The 24,333-nt window shown below is 45.2% G+C and carries 21 protein-coding genes; 6 read left to right on the top strand and 15 right to left on the bottom strand.

All coding sequences use genetic code 11. From position 1 onward, the window contains the following. Complete coding sequence (gene pulA / locus AC3RV5_RS10735) at window positions 1–4,053, top strand: pullulanase-type alpha-1,6-glucosidase (protein WP_489731912.1); 4,053 nt, start codon at window positions 1–3, stop codon at window positions 4,051–4,053. Window positions 4,054–4,156: 103 nt separating this feature from the next. Here the strand turns inward: pulA and AC3RV5_RS10730 are convergent, their stop codons facing one another. Next, window positions 4,157–7,186, bottom strand: coding sequence for a UvrD-helicase domain-containing protein (locus AC3RV5_RS10730; RefSeq protein WP_489732136.1), 3,030 nt, complete (start codon window positions 7,184–7,186; stop codon window positions 4,157–4,159). A gap of 377 nt (window positions 7,187–7,563) precedes the next feature. On the opposite strand from AC3RV5_RS10730, the gene AC3RV5_RS10725 reads away from it, so the two are divergent. Together AC3RV5_RS10725 and AC3RV5_RS10720 are read left to right on the top strand one after the other, a co-directional pair. Further along, window positions 7,564–8,139, top strand: coding sequence for an acyloxyacyl hydrolase (locus AC3RV5_RS10725; protein WP_489731911.1), 576 nt, complete (start codon window positions 7,564–7,566; stop codon window positions 8,137–8,139). Window positions 8,140–8,503: 364 nt separating this feature from the next. Further along, window positions 8,504–9,697: an IS4 family transposase gene (locus AC3RV5_RS10720; RefSeq protein ID WP_489728999.1), complete on the top strand. Its 1,194-nt coding sequence runs from the start codon at window positions 8,504–8,506 to the stop codon at window positions 9,695–9,697. A 46-nt stretch (window positions 9,698–9,743) separates the two neighbouring features. Here AC3RV5_RS10720 and AC3RV5_RS10715 read toward each other — a convergent pair whose 3' ends face one another. After that, on the bottom strand, window positions 9,744–10,451 hold the full coding sequence (locus AC3RV5_RS10715) for a transposase (RefSeq protein WP_489731910.1): 708 nt from the start codon (window positions 10,449–10,451) through the stop codon (window positions 9,744–9,746). A gap of 373 nt (window positions 10,452–10,824) precedes the next feature. On the opposite strand from AC3RV5_RS10715, the gene AC3RV5_RS10710 reads away from it, so the two are divergent. After that, the gene (locus AC3RV5_RS10710; RefSeq protein ID WP_489731909.1) at window positions 10,825–11,238 is read left to right on the top strand and encodes a GNAT family N-acetyltransferase; all 414 of its coding nucleotides are present in this window, start codon (window positions 10,825–10,827) and stop codon (window positions 11,236–11,238) included. A gap of 254 nt (window positions 11,239–11,492) precedes the next feature. Here the strand turns inward: AC3RV5_RS10710 and AC3RV5_RS10705 are convergent, their stop codons facing one another. Continuing rightward, a complete protein-coding gene (locus AC3RV5_RS10705; protein ID WP_489731908.1) occupies window positions 11,493–12,587 on the bottom strand; it encodes an endonuclease/exonuclease/phosphatase family protein in 1,095 nt (364 codons plus the stop codon). A gap of 595 nt (window positions 12,588–13,182) precedes the next feature. Between AC3RV5_RS10705 and AC3RV5_RS10700 the strand changes: the two genes are divergently transcribed. Continuing rightward, complete coding sequence (locus AC3RV5_RS10700; protein ID WP_489731907.1) at window positions 13,183–14,388, top strand: bifunctional alpha/beta hydrolase/OsmC family protein; 1,206 nt, start codon at window positions 13,183–13,185, stop codon at window positions 14,386–14,388. 339 nt (window positions 14,389–14,727) lie between these two features. Here AC3RV5_RS10700 and AC3RV5_RS10695 read toward each other — a convergent pair whose 3' ends face one another. The 8 genes from AC3RV5_RS10695 to AC3RV5_RS10660 form a co-directional block, all read right to left on the bottom strand. Continuing rightward, the gene (locus tag AC3RV5_RS10695; protein WP_489731906.1) at window positions 14,728–15,561 is read right to left on the bottom strand and encodes a mechanosensitive ion channel family protein; all 834 of its coding nucleotides are present in this window, start codon (window positions 15,559–15,561) and stop codon (window positions 14,728–14,730) included. A gap of 470 nt (window positions 15,562–16,031) precedes the next feature. Continuing rightward, on the bottom strand, window positions 16,032–16,430 hold the full coding sequence (locus AC3RV5_RS10690) for a hypothetical protein (protein ID WP_489731905.1): 399 nt from the start codon (window positions 16,428–16,430) through the stop codon (window positions 16,032–16,034). Window positions 16,431–16,604: 174 nt separating this feature from the next. Beyond that, the gene (locus AC3RV5_RS10685) at window positions 16,605–17,009 is read right to left on the bottom strand and encodes a DUF3465 domain-containing protein (RefSeq protein WP_489731904.1); all 405 of its coding nucleotides are present in this window, start codon (window positions 17,007–17,009) and stop codon (window positions 16,605–16,607) included. 96 nt (window positions 17,010–17,105) lie between these two features. Continuing rightward, window positions 17,106–17,372 carry a zinc ribbon domain-containing protein gene (locus AC3RV5_RS10680; protein ID WP_489731903.1) on the bottom strand — a complete coding sequence of 89 codons (267 nt, stop codon included), beginning with the start codon at window positions 17,370–17,372 and terminating at the stop codon, window positions 17,106–17,108. A 180-nt stretch (window positions 17,373–17,552) separates the two neighbouring features. Continuing rightward, window positions 17,553–17,879: a type II toxin-antitoxin system RelE/ParE family toxin gene (locus AC3RV5_RS10675; RefSeq protein ID WP_489731902.1), complete on the bottom strand. Its 327-nt coding sequence runs from the start codon at window positions 17,877–17,879 to the stop codon at window positions 17,553–17,555. Further along, a complete protein-coding gene (locus AC3RV5_RS10670) occupies window positions 17,876–18,151 on the bottom strand; it encodes a type II toxin-antitoxin system Phd/YefM family antitoxin (RefSeq protein ID WP_489731901.1) in 276 nt (91 codons plus the stop codon). The genes AC3RV5_RS10675 and AC3RV5_RS10670 overlap by 4 nt, the downstream gene beginning before the upstream one ends. A gap of 294 nt (window positions 18,152–18,445) precedes the next feature. Beyond that, window positions 18,446–18,745 (bottom strand): type II toxin-antitoxin system RelE/ParE family toxin, encoded by a 300-nt coding sequence (locus tag AC3RV5_RS10665; RefSeq protein WP_489731900.1) that lies wholly within the window; start codon window positions 18,743–18,745, stop codon window positions 18,446–18,448. Further along, window positions 18,733–18,990, bottom strand: a complete 258-nt coding sequence (locus AC3RV5_RS10660) for a type II toxin-antitoxin system Phd/YefM family antitoxin (RefSeq protein WP_489731899.1) — start codon at window positions 18,988–18,990, stop codon at window positions 18,733–18,735. Before AC3RV5_RS10660 ends, AC3RV5_RS10665 begins: the two co-directional genes overlap by 13 nt. A 678-nt stretch (window positions 18,991–19,668) precedes the next feature. Between AC3RV5_RS10660 and AC3RV5_RS10655 the strand changes: the two genes are divergently transcribed. Next, a complete protein-coding gene (locus tag AC3RV5_RS10655; protein ID WP_489731898.1) occupies window positions 19,669–20,955 on the top strand; it encodes a cation:proton antiporter in 1,287 nt (428 codons plus the stop codon). A gap of 352 nt (window positions 20,956–21,307) precedes the next feature. On the opposite strand, the gene AC3RV5_RS10650 is transcribed toward AC3RV5_RS10655, so the two are convergent. The 4 genes from AC3RV5_RS10650 to AC3RV5_RS10635 all read right to left on the bottom strand — a co-directional run bounded on the left by AC3RV5_RS10650 (window position 21,308) and on the right by AC3RV5_RS10635 (window position 24,327). Further along, window positions 21,308–21,478, bottom strand: coding sequence for a hypothetical protein (locus tag AC3RV5_RS10650; protein WP_489731897.1), 171 nt, complete (start codon window positions 21,476–21,478; stop codon window positions 21,308–21,310). A gap of 12 nt (window positions 21,479–21,490) precedes the next feature. Next, on the bottom strand, window positions 21,491–21,838 hold the full coding sequence (locus AC3RV5_RS10645; protein ID WP_489731896.1) for a helix-turn-helix domain-containing protein: 348 nt from the start codon (window positions 21,836–21,838) through the stop codon (window positions 21,491–21,493). Window positions 21,839–21,907: 69 nt separating this feature from the next. Beyond that, window positions 21,908–22,246 carry a type II toxin-antitoxin system RelE/ParE family toxin gene (locus AC3RV5_RS10640; RefSeq protein ID WP_489731895.1) on the bottom strand — a complete coding sequence of 113 codons (339 nt, stop codon included), beginning with the start codon at window positions 22,244–22,246 and terminating at the stop codon, window positions 21,908–21,910. Between the two features lie 590 nt (window positions 22,247–22,836). Continuing rightward, window positions 22,837–24,327, bottom strand: a complete 1,491-nt coding sequence (locus tag AC3RV5_RS10635; RefSeq protein ID WP_489731894.1) for a GGDEF domain-containing protein — start codon at window positions 24,325–24,327, stop codon at window positions 22,837–22,839. Window positions 24,328–24,333: the final 6 nt, after the last annotated feature.

Genomic DNA, 24,333 nt, shown 5'->3' with positions numbered 1-24,333 from the left:
ATGAAATTATTTACCTGTATAAATATACTTGTCATGTTGCTATTGGCGCCTATCGCCAATGCGGCCTGGCAAGATGTTGACAATACCGAGTTTAGCTATTCCTCACGGCCGGTTTTTGACCGGGTCAATCGCCAATTCAGTACTATTGTCACCCTCACCAATGCGGGCAACACTATTGACGCGCCCATGCGGGTGATGTTTGATGCCAGCAGCCATCAAATTATGAACAGTGATGGTAGTGATAACGATATACCTTTTATTACCTTGGCCACAAACAAAGTTGCCGCTGGCACGTCGCACAAGTTCACCGTTAAGCAGAGCTTAAAGCGCGGACGGATATCCATGCAAATGCGTTTGCAGGCCGATACTTTGCCTGATACAGGGTTGCAGCTAGCTGAAAATCAAATCGCTTTATTCTACAAACGAGAAGACGATAACTACCAGGGCTGGGGCTTGCATTTATGGAATGGTGAAGGCTGTGGTAACTATGCTGAGCCTACCAGTAGCGATGTCCATTTTGGTAACTGGGGCGATCCCTATCCGGTTGATGGCGTGCACGCATTGTACGGCGCGTATTATATTTTGACCATTGCCCCAGGCTCAACCTGTTACAACTTTATCGTGCATAACGGTGATAACAAAGCGCTGGGCAATAATAATAGTCGTTTTGAACCCGCCAATGGCCAGCAAGCCTTTACCTTTGACGGCTACCCAGAGCTTTGGTATGAACCCCTTGTCTCTCGCCCCTTTACCATTGACGGCGCAAAAGCACATTGGATGACCCCCAATACTTTACTGTGGGCGACTTCAGGTAATGCCGCCGAATATCGGTTATACACTTCTGCCGATGCCGGTTTATCCAGTGTCAATGACGAAGCCTTAGCCAACGCAAGTTTTACGCCGTTAACCATGACCGCCGCCGACCCGGCTGTGTATGAGCAAGACCCACAACTTAGCGCTTTTAGCGGGTTTACCATGGATCTCACCACAGGCCAGGCCAAACAATGGGCCAAACAGCAACTCCTTGCAGTGGCACTGAACGCCCAAGGCGAACTGGTCGAGGCCACGCGGGTACAACTGCCTCGGCTGTTAGATAACCTATATACCAGCGCCGCTAACGATGCCGACGAAGCCCAGTTAGGCGTAACCTACAGCACCGACACCATTACAGCCGCCCTTTGGGCACCCACTGCCACAGCGGTGAATATCAGTGTATTTAACAGTAATAAACAACCTCTGGCCAGCCATGCCATGAGCTTAAACGCGACAAGCGGTGTTTGGACTTACAGCGGCGCCAAAACCACGCTTGATCGCCAGTTTTATCGTTACGATGTGACTGTATATCACCCGCTTACTGAGCAAATTGAACAATTGGCTACTACGGATCCCTATTCGGTCAGCCTGGCGACCAACGGCCGTTACAGCCAATTTGTTAACCTGCTTGATGCCGACCTAAAACCCGCTAACTGGGACGACCATACTGTGCCAACCATCACCGACCCCGAAGATGCGGTGATCTACGAAGGCCATATTCGTGATTTCAGTATTCTGGATCAAAGCACCAGTGTCGCCCATCGTGGTAAATACCTGGCCTTTACTGAGCTCAACTCCCTGCCCATGCAACATTTACAGAGTTTGCAGGCAGTGGGTTTAACTCACTTCCATGTATTGCCGGCCAACGACATTGCCTCAATCCAGGAAGATAACAGCCAGCGAGTAGATGTTACCGATACTGTCGCCAGGCTATGCCAGCTCAATAACACAGCCCCGGTATGTGCAGTGGAAAATAACCAGTCAACATTGTTGCAAGTGCTGGAAAGTTACGACCCATCCACCACAGATGCACAAGCATTGGTGGGTTCCATGCGCGCTATGGACGGGTTTAACTGGGGTTATGATCCCCAGCATTTCGCCGCACCTGAAGGCAGTTATGCAACCGATGCAGATGGCGCCAGCCGTATTTTGGAAATGCGCGCCATGAACCAATCTTTACACGAAATAGGGCTGCGGGTAGTGCTCGATGTAGTGTATAACCACGCTGCATCCTCGGGCGTGTACGATAACTCGGTACTGGACAAAGTTGTGCCCGGCTATTACCACCGCTTAAACGAAACCAGTGGTCAAATTGAAAACTCCACCTGTTGTGAAAACACCGCCACCGAACACAAAATGATGGCCAAATTGATGAATGATTCATTGGTCAGTTTTGCCCAGCATTTTGGCTTTGACGGCTTCCGTTTTGACCTGATGGGGCATATCCCCAAACAGGCCATTATGAATGCTCGGGAAGCCGTGCGCGCGGTGGACTCCGACACCTACTTTTACGGTGAAGGCTGGAATTTTGGCGAGGTGGCGAATAACCGCCGGTTTGAGCAAGCTTCACAACTGAATATGGCGGGCAGCGAAATTGGCACCTATTCTGATCGTCAGCGTGATGCCGTGCGCGACGGCGCCATGTTTACCGGCGGCAGCATTAGCGAGCAAGACGTGATCCGCGTTGGTATGGTGGGCAATGTAAGTAGCTATCAGTTTGTGGCAGCCAGCGATGCCTATATATCAACCTACGATTACCAATGGAATGGCCAGCCAGCGGGTTACAGCGATGATCCTGCCGATACCATTAACTATATATCCAAACATGACAATGAAACCTTGTGGGACAAACTGCAATACGCGTTGCCGGCAGACTTAGGAGTACAAGACCGGGTACGTATTCAAAATGTAGCCCTATCTATACCGCTTTTAAGTCAGGGCATTCCGTTTTTACAAATGGGCGCAGACTTGATCCGCTCCAAATCCATGGACAGAAATACCTATGATGCGGGCGACTGGTATAACCGTGTTGACTTTACCCAAGCTACCAACAACTGGAATATTGGCTTACCCCTAGCCCAGGATAACCAAAACAAGTGGGACAGCATAAGTGCTATTAGCGCTAACCCAAATACGGATTTTACCGCCACTGACGTTCAACTTTCTGCCACACTGTTTAAAGAATTTTTACACATTCGCAGCACCAGCAAGTTGTTCCGCTTAAATAGCGCAGAAGATATTGCCCAGCGCATTAAATTCAACAACACCGGCAGCCAGCAAATCCAGGGCCTGATTGTGATGAGTATTGATGATGGCATTGGCCTGGCGGATTTAGACAGCGCCAATGACGCTGTAGTCGTGCTGATTAATGGCAGTGCCACGGCCCAGACTGTGGCCGTAAGTAACGCCAGTGGTTTTGTGTTGCATCAAAGCCAACAAGAATCGGTTGATACCAGAGTACAAACCGCCACGTTTAGTAGCGGTACCTTTACGGTACCCGCACTAACCACTGCAGTATTTGTTAAACCACAAAATGGTGCACAAGGTTACGGGTTATCGGCTCTGCCTCCTTATGGCGAGCAAATTATCTATTTGCGTGGTGACTTTAACAGTTGGGGCACATCATTACCCTTTAACTACCAGGGTAACGATAGCTACGTAGTAGATGCCGCACTGTTACAAGGCGATTATCAGTTTAAAATTGCCGATCAGGATTTTGCGGCGGTCAACCTAGGCGGAGATTTCACCATGCCAGTGGGCTCCCCCGCAACCCTGACCAACGGAGCCAATAATTTAAGCGTGAGCTTAATTGCTGATGGCAACTACAAATTTGTGCTCCACGCCGCCAACAGCGCCAACCCCACCTTAACTATTATACCTGATGATCCCAATGCCATTCCCCCGCCCTATGGCAACCATGTGCCTTTATTACGAGGCGATATGAACGGCTGGGGTACCAGTTCACCTCTAAGTTACGAAGGTAACGGCATATACCGAGGGATATTTAACATTGGGGCCGGCGATTATTACTTCAAAATTGCCGACCAGGATTGGGGCGGCAGCGGCGGCCCCAATCTGGGTGCCAATACCGATGTACAGCTTGGCACAGCGGTTACCCTGTACCCGGGATCAGGCGATAACTTACATATCAATCTACCAAATAGTACCGATCTGGTATTTGAGTTAGACGCCAGCGACGTGGCAAACCCAACCCTGACAGTGACTGAGCAAGCACCGTAAACAAACAACAACTGAGGTAACTCAGTTATCAAAACCAATGGGGCCCTTGCGCCCCATTTTTATTGGCTTCGAATATTGGGACTTACGTACCTCTAAACTGGTTTCAGGCGGGTATAGATAGTTCCTCTTGGTTTAGGGTATGGTTACAGCCCGGTTGGTCTTTACCTCGATAATTCCGGCAGCCCCAAAACGGCCCGCGGGCGCTTTGCCTTAAGAGCATATCGCCGCCACACACACGGCAAAGCGGTGCTGCATGGCCACAGGTCTCATCTAGGCATACTTTAAAACCGACTACTCGTTTGCGTGTCATAGGGTTATGGCAACGCTCACAGCCCGCTTCGGTATGTTCACACAGCGGAAAGTGCGAACAAGAATAAAAGGCCCCATATTTACCACTTCTGAAATTAAGGCTGCCCGTTTCGCAGCGTGCACAGTTAATATCTTCAAATACCCGCTGCACCAATGAGGTTTCAAATTCATCTACCTCTACCCCATAGGGCTGGTTGATAAGCTCCACCACAAAGGGGCTGACGTTAGTCATATCGGCCAATATATAGGCCCGGTGTTTGGCCCGGGTTAGGGCCACATAAAATAAACGGCGCTCTTCAGCAAAGGGGTACACTTCAGCTTTAGGTAACAAGGCATCCAGCAGGGGCGGGGTCATTTTGCTCGAAGGAAAGCCATGTTTCCCGCGGGTCATGCCCATGATCACCACATAATCAGCTTCTTTACCCTTGGCCCCGTGAAATGTCAGGCATTCAATCTGCAAATTTGTATAAGTAGCGTTTAGCGCCCGTAAAACAGATTGCGCCGGCAACTGAAAGCCAAAGCGGGCCAACACAAATACTGTTAAGGGCTCAGGGCGGGCTTGACAGCTAATATCTCCCACAATAGCGGCGGCTTTAACCCGCTGGGTAATGGCCGTCAATGCCTGGTTGAGCGCATCGGCAGTTGGCTCTTGCTCAGTGGCGCTTTGCTGCGCACCTCTGCGTAAAATCGATACCGCTGGTGGCTCAACCTGTACCAAAGAGCGGATCGCTTTTGTCAGCTGCCCAGGGTTTTGGCTAACAAACTGGGTGGCCACCTCCCCTAAACGGTTATTAAACCGAAAGGTGAGATCTAAAACGCTTTTGGCTGTGGGCCCAAAATAGCCCTCAAAGTGGGTGGTTAGACTCACATCTGCGCCATTAAAACGATAAATTGCCTGCCAATCATCCCCCACACAAAAAAGCGATGCGGGGTTATTTGCACCCTGCCCTGCGTGATCCCGCAAGGCTCGCACTAAACGGGCCCTGGGCTCTGAAATATCCTGAAATTCATCCACCATAATATACCGCCAGGGGCAGACAAACTGCCCCTGTTGCACGTATCCCAGCGCTTTGGTGATCATATCTTCAAAATCAATCTCACCGCGCATGGCCAGCTGTTGTTGGTATTGTTCGTACACCGGGCTGAGTAAGGCAAAGGCCACGCGGGTCTGGTTAACATCAGCGGTGTTGGCAAACATTTGCTCAAGGCCCTGCTCATCAAGGCAAGCGGCTTTATACAGGCCAATTAGCTGGCTAAAAAGCGTAGCCAGCTCAGTTATCCTGTTTAACTCATGCAAGGTGGCGAGTATGGCCTCATCGGGTAAGGGGGAATACACCACATCAAACCCCTGCAGTAAACGCTCAAGTTCCGGGATCAAAACCCCTTTTTTATGCTGAAAATAAAACAGTTCAATACAGGCTGTACCGCGCTCTTGATGTAACTGGCGCTTCCAGGTCATCGCTGCCTGGTAAGCATCTTTATCGATATAAGGCGCGGTATTGCCTGCTTCGTCGGTGCCGTAATATTCGATATAAACCCCATAGTCTACCAAGTAAAAATCCGGTTGATATTGGCGAAAATCTACACTGCTGACATCATGTTCGTAACTGGCCTCATACCGATACTCAATACCATTGCTAAACAACCAGTTGGCAATATATAACTCGCCAAAACTCTTTACCCGCTCCCCTTTTAAGCTGCGAATATCGTTATCGGTTAAATAGGCAAAATATTCCCCCTGGGTTTGAAAGGAAAAGGGGCTTTTTTGTACATAATAATAGTGGCTGAAGTACTCGAATAATTGCCCCCGGTAACGGGGCTCTTCAATCAGGGCCTCTAAGGTATCTTGCACCCATTTACCCTTGGCTTTTTCATCGTTTACCCAAGGTGACAAGCTGGGTTTTGCCCCTTCAACCTCGGCGATAATTTTTAAACCCAGGCTATGAAAAGTACTGGCTTTAATATCATCCAGGCCGAGCTTGTGTTTAATACGTTTGTCCATTTCATCGGCGGCTTTTTTACCATAGGCCAGCAATAAAATATCCTCAGGCTTAGCCTGACCACTAGCCAGCAAATACCCGGCACGACCGACCATCACGCTGGTTTTACCGGTGCCCGCCCCCGCCAACAACAGGTTGTTGTTATCGTCTATCACGCACGCCCGGCGCTGTTTTTCGGTGAGCGGGTTCGATTCAACCTGCTCAAAAAAATCAGCATACGTATTAAGCTGCCCTTGAATATAGCTTTCACGAATACGCTCGACATGCACACTATTCCAGCCATGCATACTGCGAAGTTTTGCCAATGCAGCTTGCAGATCCCCGTTAAGCGCCACACTTTCACACCAGGGGAACCAACGCTTGAATTCCCGTGCTATCCGCCCTTGAATCGCCACCCAGCGGGATGCGCGTAAATACTGAATTTGCAGGGCGTGTTCCACCTTGTAGATCAGCTGCAACAGAGCCTGTTGGTTTTGCTTGGCCCATAAACCCTGAACCTGCTGGCGAAACCGCCCGCCAGCGAAGTAACACAAGTAAGGTAAGTGATAGGCTTTACCGCTGACTCTAAAGTGCATTACCCCACCCAGCCAATGCCACTGAAATTCCGGTGGTGCATCTAATTGCTGCCAGTGTAACGCCTGGCTATCGGCCAAATCAGTAAAGGAATACCCCTGGGGCAAACTAAAACCCTGTTCGCTAAGCAATACACTGCCCTGCAAACCTTCAAACCAGCGGCCAAACCAACTATGGCTAATGGCATCGTTGACAGTTTTTGTGAGTGTATTTTTCGAGTTGTTATTCGACTTATTTGCCGAGTTGTCTATCGAGACTGAGGGGGGGTGATCCAAACGCAAACCTAACCTACTTCTTTAAGGTGTTTAAAATGACGCAGACAGCGCTGATAACGATGTTACCTGAGCGGTCTGTTACAAGGCTGACAACAACAACCGGGTAAACACACCACCCTGCTGATCCTGCTTTTATCAGAAGGCGCAGTGTAGACGAGGACTACCCCCTAAGCGACGGTAATTTTGAAAAAAGTTAATCAAAGAAACCTTGCGCTTTTTGATGCAAATGAAGCCACCCAAAAAAAGTTCTAATAAATAGAAATATCTATGCGATTTTTTGCTTATTTATTGCCAGGATTTTTATAAAACCACCCTCACATATACCAATATATTAATTTATTTTAGGTTTAATTATGTTTTGGTTATATAACAAACAAAAGATCATCTCGGCTTTAGGCTTTATTCTACTGATGCTGCCGGGCATTGCAGGCGCATGGCAATTACCACCCAGCGAGCATCAAACAATAGCCGTTGACTACTTAAATGGTGAAGGGAATTTAAGTGGCGTTAGATTGGCGTATCGCCCCTATACCATTAAAGTTACCCAAATCCCGTGGTTGGGTGAAGTTGGTCTTTACTGGGAACTTAGCGCCAACTTTTGGGAATACGGGGCTGACAATCAACACCAAACCAATCTTGCCCTTGCCCTATCACCGGTAATCACCTCTCAGTTTGCGACTATTGCAAATAAGTACCCGTTAAGATGGGAATTTGGCATTGGTATATCACTGGTAAATAATACACAGTTTGCTGGCAAAGATATTGGATCTCACTACCAGTTTGAAGATCGCTTAGGCCTAACCATGGACTTGGGTGACAAGCTTCAGCAGTCCGTTTCAATTCGATATATGCACTACTCCAATGGCGGACTCAATTCAAGAAACCCCGGAATAGATTTTTTAAATGTCTCCTGGGCCAAACGCTTTTAAAAACCCCCAATCAATGGGTCAGGGATCAATGGGGTCGATCAATGGGGTCAGTGTCTGAGGATCAATGGGGTCAGTGTCGATGATATTATGATATTCACTTTTGATCTTTGTATGCCTTGGATTTTCTGTCCCCGCCTCGCGTCAAGGGTGATACCCGTCGGCCCGTTTTTGCTTCAATTTGCTCTTTAAAGCGGTTATCCCCCAGCACCCACGCCTTATTCGTTGAGATCAATGGGGTCAGTGTCTGACGAATCCCCACGAAATATGATTAGAAAACAATAAGATAATTGAAAGTTAAATGGAACATTCATGGTGTTTGGTGATCAGATCTATCGCCAAACAAAAATAACCACGGGATTACACCATGAATGTAAAACAAATCTTATCAAAATGTTTAACTCATATCACTCCAACAATGCACAAAGTTCGTCGATTAAGTTTGTTTGCCGCCATTGAAAGCACCCTTAATGGCGGCACGTTATCCGTTACCGGACTTGGTCGAAATATTGATAATAAGGCGCTTGAAAAACATCGTATAAAACGAGTTGACCGTTTGTGTAGTAATGTTCATTTACAACAAGAAATATCATCGGTTTATCATCGAATGTGTGCTCAACTTATCCATACCACTAAACGACCGATTATACATGTTGATTGGTCAGATATGGATGATCGTAAGCAACACTTTATTATTCGAGCCTCACTGGCCACGCAAGGGCGTTCATTAACGCTTTACGAAGAAATCCATCCATTAGATATGAAAGAAAAACCTAAAACTCATCTTCTATTTATGCAACAGCTAAAGGCTATGTTACCCGAGGACTGCCACCCTATTATTGTCACCGACGCTGGCTTTCGGATCCCCTGGTTTAAACTTGTTGAATCACTGGGCTGGGACTTCGTTGGACGAGTACGAAATAAAACACATTGCAAAAAGCTGCAAGATGACGAGTGGGCTCCAGTGAAATCACTTTATCAATTGGGCACTTTACGGCCGAAAGATTTAGGGATATATCAACAAGGAGAGAAAATTGCTTTTAAGTCGAGAATGATCATCGTCTGGCGTAAATCTAAAGGGCGAAAAGATAAAACCGCCACAGGTGAGCGCGCCAGAAGAAGTAAAAAATCCAGAGCGTGTGCTGAGCGAGAAAAGGAGCCCTGGCTATTAGCCACCTCTTTGAATAAAACGAAGAACTTATCAAAAAAAGCAGTCAAAATTTATGCGACAAGAATGCAAATAGAAGAAAGCTTTCGCGATCTAAAAACAGGGCTGAAAATGAATAATAGTGGCTCTCGGCGTTCCCCTCGATTACAAGTGTTATTGCTAATTGCATTGGTTTCACAATACTTACTAATTTTACTGGGTTTAGCAGTGAAGTCGGCAGAATATCACTATCGTTACCAGGCCAATTCGATTAAAAACCGCAACGTATTATCAAATCAATTTATTGGATTACGGGCATATAAAGATAAGCAACTTGTTTTATTAAAAAAACATTGGGAAGCCGCAATAGCTCAGTTAAATTCATTAATCGCGGAGCCACAAGCGTGTTATTGAATTTCGTGGGGATCCCTCAGGGTCAGTGTCGATGATATTATGATATTCACTTTTGATCTTTGTATGCCTTGGATTTTCTGTCCCCGCCTCGCGTCAAGGGTGATACCCGTCGGCCCGTTTTTGCTTCAATTTGCTCTTTAAAGCGGTTATCCCCCAGCACCCACGCCTTATTCGTTGCATCTCGGATTTCCTGTAGCGATAACTCCGGAATTTCCTGCTCAAAGAACGTTTGATAGGTTTTTTTGCGATTTATTGGCGTGTTCCCTAATGATAAATAACAAGGATGTGGTGTCAGCAATTCAATTTCCTTGTCTAGTGCATTGCCATGATAACTTGACCAGGGGTATTCGGCTGGATGAGTCACCATATTCGCTCTCAATGGGTTTAGCTCTATATAACGGCTGACCAACAAAAAATACTGTTCACTGTCGACCAAGGTGGATTTAAATCGACCTTCCCACAATGTACCTGTTCGCCCGTAAGTAACATTGATATACCTGACATAATATCGACCGAGCGATTGCATTAATTGGCTAACGCCCTTCTCTGTTGAAGGTGTCATCAGTAAATGCACATGATTGGTCATTAACACAAAGGCATGCACCTCTACTTGATACTTTTTGGCGTACACCTTTAATTTATCGAGATAAACCCAATAATCTTGCTCTTCAAAAAAACAGTGAAGTCGATTATTCCCCCTTTGTACTACATGCTGAGGGACGCCGGGAACATTTAGCCGAGGTAAACGAGCCATCAAAAAACGACCAAGCAGATGAAAACACTAAGAGTAGTCACACTACTCTATAAGATCAATTACTCTGACCCCTTTGATTCTTTCAATGGCGGCAAACAAACTTAATCGACGAACTTTGTGCATTGTTGGAGTGATATGAGTTAAACATTTTGATAAGATTTGTTTTACATTCATGGTGTAATCCCGTGGTTATTTTTGTTTGGCGATAGATCTGATCACCAAACACCATGAATGTTCCATTTAACTTTCAATTATCTTATTGTTTTCTAATCATATTTCGTGGGGATTCGTCAGACTCTGACCCCTTTGATTTTGCTCTCGTTTTCCGACCCGTACTGGCGGCGTTAGCACTACAGGCAAGTATGGAGTTTTAATGAATATCGAAGTAATAGAAGATCCAGCACAAGAGCTAATTGATTACCTTGGCCAAAAAATAATTGACTTCAATTGGGCTAATTGGGAAGTAAAAGAAAGGCTCCCGTTAGCAATTCAAATTAAAAACGATTCAGGTGAAGTTGTTGCGGGTGCGGCAGCGCGTTCGTTTGGTGATTGGTTGTTATTAGATACGCTATGGGTTGCTGAAGCGTTGCGTGGTCAAGATGTAGGTAGCAAAATTTTACAAAAAGTAGAAGAAGCGGGTAAATCTCGTGGCTGTACAAAGTGCTTATTGGATACGCTAAACTTTCAAGCTAAGCCTTTTTATGAAAAGCATGGCTACACGGTTCAGTGGGTTCAAGAAGGTTATCCAAAAACAGGCTGTAAATACTTCATGGTCAAGCAGTTGTAAGGCCTTGATGATCAAGCTCTCCCTAGAGACGGATTGGCGGCTTATACCCAAAATCATTGGAATTGCATGGCGGCGGCAAACGAATGAGTCCCAATGAGCTTAGTCAGATAAGTGCAACGCGTTTACCGCAACGCGGTTGGCGCAACGCGGTTGCCAACATTGCCAACATTGCCGGATGAGCGCTGCCGACAAACAGGCAGTTTCAAGGATAAAGGGTATAATTACCCCAAAAGTTTAACGTCACTAATTAACGATCAGGCTAAATTTGACTCACCAGGTTTTGGCACATCGTTTTTACTCACATGCTGATCGTTAGTTATCTCTTTTGACCAATCTTTATCATCGCCTTCGGGGTTTAGCCCTTGTTGGTCGGCACCTTGGGCCGGCGTAAACTCAAGTACTGTAAACAGGGGGAAGTGATCAGAACCTATTGACGGTAAACGTTGAATGGAGCGTAAGGTAAAATGTCGACTATGAAACAGATGATCCAAAGGCCAACGCAGAAACGGGTAATCCACGTGAAAGGTGTTAAACATACCCCGCCCTACACGCGGATCTAACAAGCCACTGATTTTACGAAAAAGACGAGTAGTGGCAGACCAAGCCACGTCATTCAGATCACCGGTTACAATAACAGGTTGCTTACTTTCGGCCACACTTCGGGCCACAATCACCAACTCTGCATCTCGCTGTGTTGACTCTTCATTTTCAGTGGGGCTAGGTGGTGCTGGGTGCACAAAATGCACACGAATTTTATCCCCTGTTTTTAATACCAACAAGGCGTGTATTGATGGCACATCGTCCTCGACCAAGTAACAGATTTCTTGCTCCTCTAACGGCACTTTTGAATAAAGATGCATACCATACAAATTATCCAGCGGGCATTTAACACTGTAAGGCATGTCGTCATGCAACACGTTGAGTTTATCTTCCCACCACTGGTCTGATTCAAGGGTGACCAGCACATCGGGCTTATGTTTTCTCACCAGAGCGATCAACGCTTCGGCGTTATGGTTGCTAGTAAGTACATTAGAGGTAAGGATACCAAGTTGCACCTCTGGGCTCTCATACTTGGCGGTTTTAACTTCCTTAGGCCATAAAAATGTAAAAGGCAATACCCACCACAACTGCCAAGCCAAACACAGGGCCATGGCGCCAACCAGTACCCAGGTAATGGCCTCTTGGGTATCGAGCACCAGCAAATCCGCAATCAACAACACAGCGGCTAAAAAGGCAATTTGAAAACGCGGAAAATCCATACCCCTTACAAACCAATGGGGATGGCGGGACAAAGGCAGCAAAGTCGCCAGCACAATCAATGCTGTACAAAAAACGAGTACGGATAACATAGTAAACCTAATTATTAATGGCTATTTTTATTATGGCGATATCTGTTAGCCCCAAGAGAAAGCCCCTTGGGCCCAACAACCACAACAAAAGTGTGATATTGCGTACCGGTAAGCTATAGCGGCGTTGCCCCTAGCCCAATTAACACAACAACATGTTTGAAATAATTAGCCTACCTTAAACTAACCTATTAAAACGGCAAAGATATTATGTGTACAACCTTAGGTGAATGAGCAAAAAACCAGCAAACCATGCATGATTACTGTTTTAGTCGATGAGCTTGGGTGTTGTGTTAATTTTTATCCTGTTCATTTTTATAATTAGGCAAGCTGATAAGGCGCTGTATCTGGCCCAAGCCAAGGACTAAATCGGCTTTATGTTTATAGTTTGACTTCAAAAGATACGCTGCTAGTTTACGTTAGTATTGGTTGGGGTATAGGGGCGCAGATTATTTTGAGATGTAACATCAACCACGACTACCATTTAATCAAAAGGGGGCTCGGTAGCTCCTATGAAGCCTGTTCTGCTAAAAAAGAAATAATAACGGGCGGCGCGCGGTCAGGTAACTCACAATAACCATTATTCAAAGGTGTATTTATGCGACAAAAAGTAGAGTTCATCAGTGGAAAAAATCAGTTAAGTGGATTGTTAGAGACACCAGAAACCCACATCAAATTCTACGCATTGTTCGCACATTGTTTTACTTGTGGAAAAGACGTGGCTGCGGCATCACGGATCAGCCGTGCATTAATGGCAAAAGGGGTCGCTGTATTGCGTTTTGATTTCACGGGTTTGGGCAACAGTGACGGTGACTTTGCGAACAGCAATTTCTCTTCTAATATTCAAGACCTGGTCGCTGCGGCTGATTTTTTGCGGGCCAACTATCAAGCGCCAAAAATGCTAATTGGGCACAGTTTAGGCGGTGCCGCGGTACTTGGTGTTGCCAAACATGTGCCCGAATCGACCGCCGTGATCACTATTGGTGCCCCATTTGACGCTGCCCATGTAGCCCAGAACTTTTCTATGCATATCGATGAAATAGAGCAACAAGGTCGAGCAGAGGTGAGTTTAGGGGGCCGAAAATTTACGATCCAAAAGCAGTTTTTAGAGGATATCAAGAGTTATAATACCAGCCATATCCGTAAACTTAGAAAGGCACTATTGGTGATGCACTCGCCTGTGGATGCGACAGTGAAAATAGCTGAGGCAGAAAAGCTCTATCGTGCAGCAATGCATCCGAAAAGTTTTGTTAGTTTAGAAGATGCAGACCATTTACTGAGCAATAAGCGTGACTCGGAATATGTTGCAGAAGTGATCGCGGCCTGGGCCACTCGTTACGTACTAACTGAAGTTAAGAGTTACCACGCAAACGTGAGTCAAGGCCATGTTATGGTAGAAGAAAAAGACCACAAGTTTACGCAACATGTGAGCACTAATAGCCACTATTGGTTGGCCGATGAGCCTGTAAAAGTGGGCGGTCAAAATGCAGGACCCGATCCTTATGAGCATCTGCTTGCTGGTTTAGGCGCGTGCACAGCCATGACTCTGCGAATGTATGCCCAGCGAAAGCAACTGCCCGTGGAACATATCAAGGTAGAACTCACCCATACACGTGATTACCAACAAGATTGTGAAAATTGTGAAATGAACAGCCAGGGTATTGAAGCTATTGTGCGCAATATCAGTTATGTGGGTGATTTAGATGAGCAACAAAAAACACGTTTTTTAGAAATTGCAGACAAGTGCCCGGTGCATAAAACGTTGCACAACAAGGTAATAGTAAAGAGTCAATTGTTGGAATAGGAATTTACAATTAGGTCTTATACCAATCGGTATAAATAAATGCTCACTTAGAATGCGTCCAGCGTTTTTTGAACAAGGCGTCGCTATGCAGAAATGGCCGCCTCCTTTCAAATAACGAAAACGTAGCGCAAAATCCGCAGGGCATTCCCTTTGGGACCGTAACGGATGTTAAAGTTTGAAAAGGCTGCACTTTAAGTAAGCGGCAGCCGCAGCCTGAGTAAAACTGCCGGCTTCAATGGCTTGCGGTATGGCAGCATTCGCCACCCCACCGCCACTAAATGTCAACGTAGTTGAGCCTGTGCAGACTGCGAATAACAGACTGTGTTCATAAAATACCAATCACTCAGACTTATAAACATGCACGTCCCGTTGGGGATAGGGAAAGGTAATGCCTTCTTTATCAAAAGCCTTTTTGACCTTTTCTTGCATGTCCCAGTAGTAGGGCCACAAGTTATCGGTGGCAACCCAGGGGCGAAACATCAGGTTGACTGAGTTATCGCCCAGGCTGCCAACACAGATCCTTGGCGCTGGATCCGTCAGTGAACGTTCGTCCTCTTCAAACAGGCGTTGAAGAATGGCCTTAGCCGTGTCGATGTCGTCGTCATAGTGGATCCCGAAGGTCATGTCGCAGCGGCGCTTGTCGTAAATACTAACGTTGACCAAAGTGGCATTTGACAGGCTACCGTTTGGAATAACGATACGACGGTTATCAAAGGTATTCACCACGGTGTAGAGTATCTGGATCTCGGCGACAGCACCCAAAAAACCCTGAGCTTCAATGGTATCGCCCACTTTGAAGGGTTTGAAGATCAGGATCAACACCCCCCCGGCAAAATTGGCCAGGCTGCCCTGCAACGCGAGACCTATCGCGAGGCCAGCAGCACCGATCACCGCAATAAACGAAGTCGTTGCAATACCGATCATTGAGGCAACTGAAATCAGCAGCATGACTTTCATAACGGCGCTGATCAACCCACACAAGAACTTGTTCAAGGTTGGGTCTTTTTTGCCGAGTCTTTTGTCTATAACGCTGACAAAGCGATTGATCAGCCACAGACCAACCACCAATGTAATAATAGCCAGCACCAGCTTGGGTGCGTAAATCATAACCAGCGATATGGCTTGGTCTAATAATTCCGAAGCATTTATGTCTGTTCCAAGAATCTCTTCCATTCATTGGTTCCTTGTTTATGTTGAGTTACTCTTTGAATATTATAAGGATAAACGCTATACCACTTCTATTCAACAGGCGTTAATTTTGCTGGGTTTAGGGTATTTGAACTGATTGTTGGACCAGGGTGATGAAAAATAGCACCTGATTTTAGATGGCCTTGCTCATTATTAAGGTTAGGCAAACCTGCAAATTGCGCTGAACAGCTATAATAGCCTTCATCCTTTGTATAAAAAAACCATAAACCATAGATTGCGCTATGCCCCCCAATCAACGACTAGTGGCGGTGGTTCAGGCATGGCTAAATTCAATCATTAAAACCATATCAAAACTGGGTGAAGATGGGCGACTGTGTGTTATCAGGAAACAAAAACAGCATTTAAAACAAATCTGCAAAACGCTCTGCCCTGCCCTTCAGGCATGGCTTGAACCTACTGAGAAAAAGTGGAAATTCAATGTGAGCCACTCCAAATCAATCGCTGTCATTATGCGTAAAGCCGTGACAAACATAATCTTCGAGCCGCTTGGGTTTTTTATTCATGTACAAATAGTGCTCATAGCCGATTGAAAAAGCAAACGGGTTGGCGTTGTAATCAGCGTAGTATTGATCCCGCCCTAATCGAGCCTCATTGACACCCGAGGCAAAGCCACTTAAAAAGTCTTCTCGATGGTTCATGATAATACTTGTAATACCATCAGCACTAGCCACAAGCTCAAAAGCCCCTTCATTAATGAACTTGTTGATCAGTGCCTCGTTAAACAACCCGGTGTACTTCTCAGTTTCAGGATCAAAGCTAACATTCGCAGTGCTGTTGTTGCTGTTGGCCTCCATTAATGAGACAAACAGTTCACGTATTTTTTTTGAAATCACTCAATTACCCTTTTACCTGGCACAACATCAAACTGCCGATTTATTAAACAAATTGGCCCCAGCTATTCGGGGGATTACCGAGTATCTATTATAAGCTTTAATTCTTCGGCTTCAGCCAAATTAACCTGCATGGCATGTCAATTTGCCAGCTTTGCGGCGCAGCTTGTTATAACGCTATTGGTACAACTTGCCTTTGTGCTTTAACCAGCCGTGCACATGATGATTGTTGGGATCCCGGTGGGTCCAATGTATAACCCCACCTTTAGTGTTCCATTCGTACTCGCCATAAAATTGCACAGTGTCACCCTCTGAAATTGAGCTAATTCTCGGGGCAAGATCAATATTATGCGCGATTAAAACCGTTAGACCCGATGCCAATTTAAGAATAAACTTTTGATGACGCGAGCCTTGATTATCATCCTTTAAAATCCTCACAACAGTGCCACTGCCCTGTACCTGAATGTCACTTTTATGGTTTTGATACGCGTCTTGTAAACCTTGCGATGAACGCGCCTGAGCAACACTTGCCCATTGCAATAAAACCAAACCCACATAAATTAACCATGCTAGTTTTTTCATTTGCCAAACCCTCCCTAGTTTTTAATGATATGGGCCGCACGTTATTGCGCGCCCTAGTTCAACCTGTTGAACACACATAATTGGCTTAATATAACACTATGCCAAATCAGAGCCACAGTGCTTGCACAGCTTAGCCTCAGCTTTTACAAGTTCGGCACAATTCGGGCATTTTTTCATCTCACCAGAACTAATCGCTTTTGCTTCGGTATTTTTCGTTATGGGCGATAAAACTAGCACGATAATAAAGCCGATTAGTGGCGACAACAGCACCGCTAGCAAAAAATAGCCAAACCCTGAACGCCCCTTAGATGAAGCATACACACCTACAAGCACGGCTAATAAAAGCCAAAATACAATCATCATTAATACTTTATCCTTGTGTTGAAAATCTTGATTTATATAGGTGGCTTGCTAATTGGCGTCTACGACAAAAAAGTCTCACCCTTAACATCGATATTACCGAAGCCGATAAAAATCAACGCGTTACGTTCTTTATAAGGGATGATTAAAGTGGATAAATCACCTAGCCTGAACGTTTTGGTTCTATTGGTTTAACCATCTTCGCTGCAAAATAGTTCGCACGTTGCGACGGCTATCTAACACCCCATGAATAAAAATAAAGGGTGCTTTTATTTGATAGATTATCCGAAAAGGCTCAACAATATGTTGGCGATAAGACAAATCTTGGGTGCCATGTAGCTCATAAGGGAAATAGCCTCTTTGTGGGTTATCGTGCAGCAAATTAACGGCAAACTGTAATTTGTCGATTAACCCAGCGGCAAAGCTATCACTCACCTTAGCAAGATAATAATCATGGATCTGTAACAAGTCATCGCGAGCAGGCTGAGAGAAACGTATATCAAAACTCATTTTAATCCACGGCGTTGCCGCAACATGTCAAACGCTTCATCCGCTGACACTGTTTTTCTTTGTGTAATAGCTTTCTCACTTTGTGCCAGCATTTTTAACATAGCCAGAGTTTCTTGTGTTTCCTCGTACTCACGCACCGATTGCACCACCATTGCAGGTTCGCCATTTTGCGTGATTATATAATGTTCACCGTCTTTTTTTAGCTCTTGTGCAATCTTGGCTGCATTAGCTTTTAAGTAACTAATAGGTTTGGTGTGTGTCAATAAACTCATAATAATCTCCAACAGTGTAACGTAAACAAAAGCAATGAGACCAAATATAAACCGAATATGGTCTTGTTGCCATTATTGTCAAACCTGGCGAATTAACGTTTTGCCAAGCCCATTGCTTTGGCTAGCCTAAAAATTTGCCGATATTTCTAACTAAAGTCGGGATCTGCCAAGGTTAATATTTTTTGATAAATTACCATGAAAAGCCATCACGACTGAGTATGAAAATCAGTTGCTCGACCTCATCGACGCGACTCGATCGAACGCGACCCGATCGAACGCGATCCGATCGAACGGTTAATTACCTAAAAGCAATTTTCTCAGTTCACGCTCTTGGCGCATGACATGCAGTATATAAATTTGCTTGTTATCTATTTTATAAAAAATACGACATGGATTAGCAATAACTTCTCTGTAGTTTAAGCTTTTTAACTCAGGTGGGATCTTTGCCGATGCAGGGTGACTCTCTAGCCTTGCGATTTTATCAAACACTTTCTGGGTTAATTTTTTGGCCGCTGATAGATTGCTTAGCGCAATATATTCAGCTATATAGTTCAAGTCACGAAGAGCAGGCGCTGTCCATATTATTTCAACCATTTGCCCATTTTCTCTTTTGCAACGTCATTAGAGAATGTATCGCCATTTCTAATAGCTTGCTCGCCTCGAGCAACACCTTCGAGTATCTGCATGCGTTGTTGCATGAATTCATAATCATCTACATCTACTAAATAAGCAGACGGTTGTCCGTGTTCGGTAATTAACACTGGCTCTTTTGACGAATGAAGATCAGCCAATATCTTGGTTGCTTGCCGTTTAAGCGTTGTAACTAACTCTACTTTCATGAGAAATTCAATTAACGATGCAAAAATGTATCACTATAGTATCACAGACATTATCAGCTTCAACTTTACGGCTAACGCCCAGCTCACCGAGCAATTCTTTGATGCCAGCTTTTATGCAGGTTTATGCACAAAAGCTGAGAACGTAATTCCAGCTGGCCGAACGACTTGGCAAGTGGCAACAATGGCAAGAGAAGTTAGTGACTAATGGCTACCGAGCAGCAGAGATGAGTTTATTTTGAATGAAAAACCGGGATCTTGCTAACTTGCCTGAGCAACAGTGAACCATAGTGCGTTAACATGCGTGTATTGCTAACGTTTTGAGCTCATTTGAGACAAATCAAATACACTGACCCCATCGATCTCACTGACCCCATCGATCTCGATCGCTGACCCCCAACGATCTGAAGGTGAATTACCGAAAAAACGCTATGCATTCAAACCACTTTGATGGATGATTTGCGCTCAATAAAGCGCATAGCTGGGCGTTTCGAACACATCACAATGAGCGCAGAGAAGTTGATGTGAAGTGTAAAATGAGCACGTCGAGCTTGGCAATAAAGCACTCGATGCTTAATATATAATATTGCATTGCTAGTACGGGGTTAGTTACCTCACGGCAAGTTAACGAATATGGGCTGTTCGGCGAACGGTCTTAATCAATGGATAACGAACACAATTATGGCGATAGCCTCATGGTTTATGTTAATTGGTGGCCTTATGCTGAGCATGGGCTTTCTGACGGTTGTGATAAATCGCTTGCCCATCACCTCATCTATGTTTTACCTCGCCGTGGGGATTTTGGTAGGCCCCATGGGCTTTGCGTTTTTTCATTTTAATCCCCTAGAGGAAGCCGAATCGCTTGAAATTTTAACGGAATGTGCGGTGTTAATTTCGCTCTTTGCAGCAGGCGTTAAAATGCCCGTGCCGGTTTCTTTTAAGCTCTGGCGAGGCCCTATTCAACTGGCATCTTTTTCGATGTTTATCACTGTCGCCCTGGTAGCCGCCTTTGCCCATTTAGCATTACAACTGCCCCTGGGCGCCGCCATACTATTAGGCGCCATCATTGCGCCAACCGATCCGGTATTAGCCACAGATGTGCAAGTACGTCACCATGGTGACGAGGATCAACTGCGATTTAACTTAACCTGTGAAGCCGGGCTAAACGACGGCAGTGCGTTCCCGTTTGTGATGTTGGGTTTGGGCCTGTTAGGGCTACATGAGCTGGGTGATTTTGGGGCCCAATGGTTTCTTGTAGATGTACTGTGGGCGACCATTGCCGGTCTGGGTATCGGCGTAATATTCGGTTGGTTATTAGGTTATTTGATGTGGCATGTAAGGCGTTATCGCCAAAAAACCGCTGTTTTACATGATTTCTTGGGCCTTGGGCTGATTGCCACCGTTTACGGCGTAAGTTTGTTAGTGACTGCATGGGGGTTTTTAGCGGTATTTGCCGCAGCCGTGGCCTTAAGGCAAACCGAAACGTCACTTGCTTTACACAAAAAAAATCAGGCCGTGCAAAAAGAATTACAACTTGCCGAAGTAAGCACAGATACCACTGCCCCTATTAAACATTTAAGCGAAGGCGTTTTAGTGTTCAATGAACATCTGGAGCGTATATCCGAGCTTGCCTTGATTATATTATTGGGCGGTACCTTATTTTTCGACTCCTGGAGTTGGCGAGCCGTCGGGTTTGCCGCGTTTGTTTTTATGGTGGCAAGGCCCCTGAGTGTTTACATCGGTTTGTGGCGATCCGGTTTGCCAATGAAAATACGCAGCATGAGTGCATGGTTTGGTGTACGGGGTATTGGCTCACTCTACTATCTTATGTATGCCATTCAACACGGCCTGCCAGAAGATATCGCCTTAGAGCTGATCCATGTCGTATTCATCACCATTGCACTTTCAATATTTGTGCACGGGGTGAGCGTTAAGCCTTTAGTGCGCCGTCACGAAGAGTTGCCGTGAGTTTTTGTTGGCACATTCTAGCCAAACGTAACCTGCTGGGTAACGCCAATTAAACAACGCTTTTTCGCGCTTATCTTGCCTGCCAAAGACCTACATAAACTCGAATAAACAATGCCCTATCGGGTATTGAACTTGATTGTTCACTGTTCACCATGCTTTGCACCCACCGGTGACTGTATAAATACTCCTAATGCAGTGCCTTAACAATGAGGGTAATCAAGTAACAATTTGTTTATGGGCATGCCCGGTGAACGGTTACGGTGCATGGCTCTTTTAGGGTAATCCAAACATTAGTAGCTGAAGAGGACTGTCCGCCTGGGTCATTTTTTAATTCTGTTTTCATGCTTGTTTCCTATGGTTCGAAACCGTCTTCATCACCAGGTGGCTTTGGGTTTCGATTTTTCTTATCAAGCTTGTTTTTATACGACTCAGCTTCATCTTTTGTTGCTGGCCCGTAAACATGCTTGCCATCTACAAGAACACTGAATCCTTCACTTTTCTCTTCTACTGTGATCAATTTCAAAACTGATATTTCCTATTGAGTTACCACTGTAGTCATTACATCACTGTTATCAGAACGCGCCACCATTTGAACATCCATAGATAATTCACCTTTTTCAAAATGGGGCTTGAACCGATATCCAATGCGGTACAGGCAAGTAATAAGCTTGTCTATGGAAAACTTTTCTATCCGGCCATTCACCAAATCACTAACTCTCGGTTGGGTAATACCCATCGCCGCCGCCGCTTGCTTCTGATCCCATCCCTTAGCACTCACAATGTCTCGAATGGCTATCATAAGGTCAGAGCGAGTCTGTAGCTCTGAGGCTTCCGCCGCATCGTCCGTGATGGCGTCAAAAATATTGCTGTATTCTAATGCCATAATTCGCTCTCTTTGATTAACTCACACACAACATATATCAATACTGATATTTATACAAGTATTGATATATTAGGTATTTAACTCTAGCTGCATAAGCTTGTAGCGCGTTTTGGCAGTATCGATTGCTTTTCTATCCACGCCATTGGTCGTCTTGGTGAAAGAATGTAGAATGAATACAGTGTCAGCAAATTTAGCTACATAGACAGTTCGGTACGCTGGCCTGCCGTTCTCTATTAGTTCTACCGCCCCAATGCCAACACTTTCTTTCAGATGCTTAAATTTACAAAACGGTTCTTTACCCTGACAAATCGCGTTCAAATCGTTGGCAAAGCGCTTTTGAATAACATCCGGGAGTGCCAGAAACTCCTTCTTTGATTGGTTATTTATGAATTTAAACTTCTTGGTCATATCATGAATCTTCTTCTTTTGAAGCTCTCAAGCCGCTTTTGCTTACGTTTTGAACGTTGCTCAAACCAGCCGTATATTGGGCTTAGTTGCATGTAATCCATCGTGAGAATTTGTTTTACAGATTCCTCACTAAAGCCTGTTATGACCATTATATCAGTAGTGCTTGCCCCATTGCGGTACAGCTCAATAACGCATGTGCGTACCAGTGATATTCGTCTAACACCTGTATCCCAAAGAGTCGCTTTCTTTATCAATGAATCCAGCGTTTTATTCATGGAGTATGGGCTTATAGCGTTACCCCTACTTTGGGTGGTGAATGGCTTAAAATTGTCATCAAAATGCTACTTGGTGGCTAGCATCAATTCATAATAAACATGGGGCTAAGGCTTCATTAGCCCCATTCGTATGACCCGCGAATGTCCAAATATACCCAATCGCTGAAGTTATGATTTGCATGCGTTCATCGATGCTGAGATTTGGGGTAACTGACCTTTCATTCTCTTGGGCCACAATGGTGAATGGGTTAATATATTTTGTACTTACCAATGGTTAATTGCCTGTTTGCTGATCGTTTTTGGCTAAAATTGTGATTAGAACACCACACAATCACGACCTGCACGCTTAGCTTTGTATAGTGCGTCATCTGCCCGGGTCAGTGATTGTGTTGAGAGCGTGTCGGCTTGGTGGTAAGAGGAAATGCCTATACTAACCGTCACAGTGATTTTCAGGCCATTTATTTCAATGATGGAATTTTTGATAGCCTGGCGAATACGCTCACCGATCTGGGCGGCTTTAGGCAAAGTAGTATCTGGCAATATTAAGACGAACTCTTCACCGCCGTAACGCCCGGCTAAATCATAGGGCCGCAAGTTGGCTTTCACTTGCTGGGCAATATCAATCAGTACTGCGTCGCCCACCAAATGACCGAACCTATCGTTAATAGACTTAAAGTTGTCTACGTCTAGCATCATGACACATAACCATTTTTGGGTACGTTGCGCTCGCACAAATTCCAGTTCAAAAAAATCCATTACTTTGCGGCGATTCAACAGGCCGGTTAAACCATCAACGTTGGCCAGTGATTCAAGGGTAACATTCTGCTCAGACAACTTGAGATTGGCCGCTAGCAACACACGATTAAAATATATGACAACCTGATAGCCCAAAAAAGCCATCGCCAGCATCACTACGATTAGCACAAACAAAGGATATGACATGCCATCAACGGCATTGGTAATAAGCTCAGAGATGTTTGCTTGGTTTATTAGCTGTTTGGCCGCCTCAGCTTGTTTGACGCTGAACATGCGTGCAGTCACAACGTACCCTACGAGCACAACCAATAAGGCTGTCGCCGCAACAGTGATAGTTTTTCGCGTTATAGCAAAAACGGCTTCTTGATTTTTTAACGGCTGTAGCCATGCTTGCATATAAGGGCTTGAAAAATATAATAACGGTAAAACAAACACCAGCGAATGAAGCCACTCACCCAACCACCAACCTTGCCATACTGCAAAGGTCTGATTGATGCCAATTTGATTGGTGTAAGTCCAAATAAAAGAGCCGGTTGAGCCGGCCAGTGAGGCCAACAGTGAGATCAACACAAAGCCAACAATAGAGTTTGAGTCTCGCATGTCTATACGCAGCTGAGACACCCGATAAAACAGCGAATACATCACCAACCCTAGCGGATTAGAAAACGCAAAAATCAATGCCCAAGAAAGTGGCATACCCCCGACCAGCGCCACCGTAAAACTCGACAAATAAGCCAGAATAGCCGACCAAAAATAACCATACCAGAGTACAAGAGGAATGCAGATTAAGGTGGGAATATAGATTGTCAGGTGCAACGTAAACCCAAATACGTTGAGATCGATACCCGTCCAATCCAGGAAACGCGTAAGCGTACCAAGTGGGATGGTGATCACGCATATCACTAGCCATAACAACACGGCATTGCGACCGAGACCAGGCTGAGATAGGTAATTGACAGGTTTAAAAGGCAATGACTGGTTGATAAACTTACCGTCTGAGCCCGTTTCTCCAGTACTTTTATGACCTTGGTTCGTTGAGTCTTTCAGCATCTTACA

It is taken from the genome of Paraglaciecola sp. IT1134 (assembly GCF_058068185.1).
This window is presented reverse-complemented; position numbering and strand designations above follow the sequence as displayed.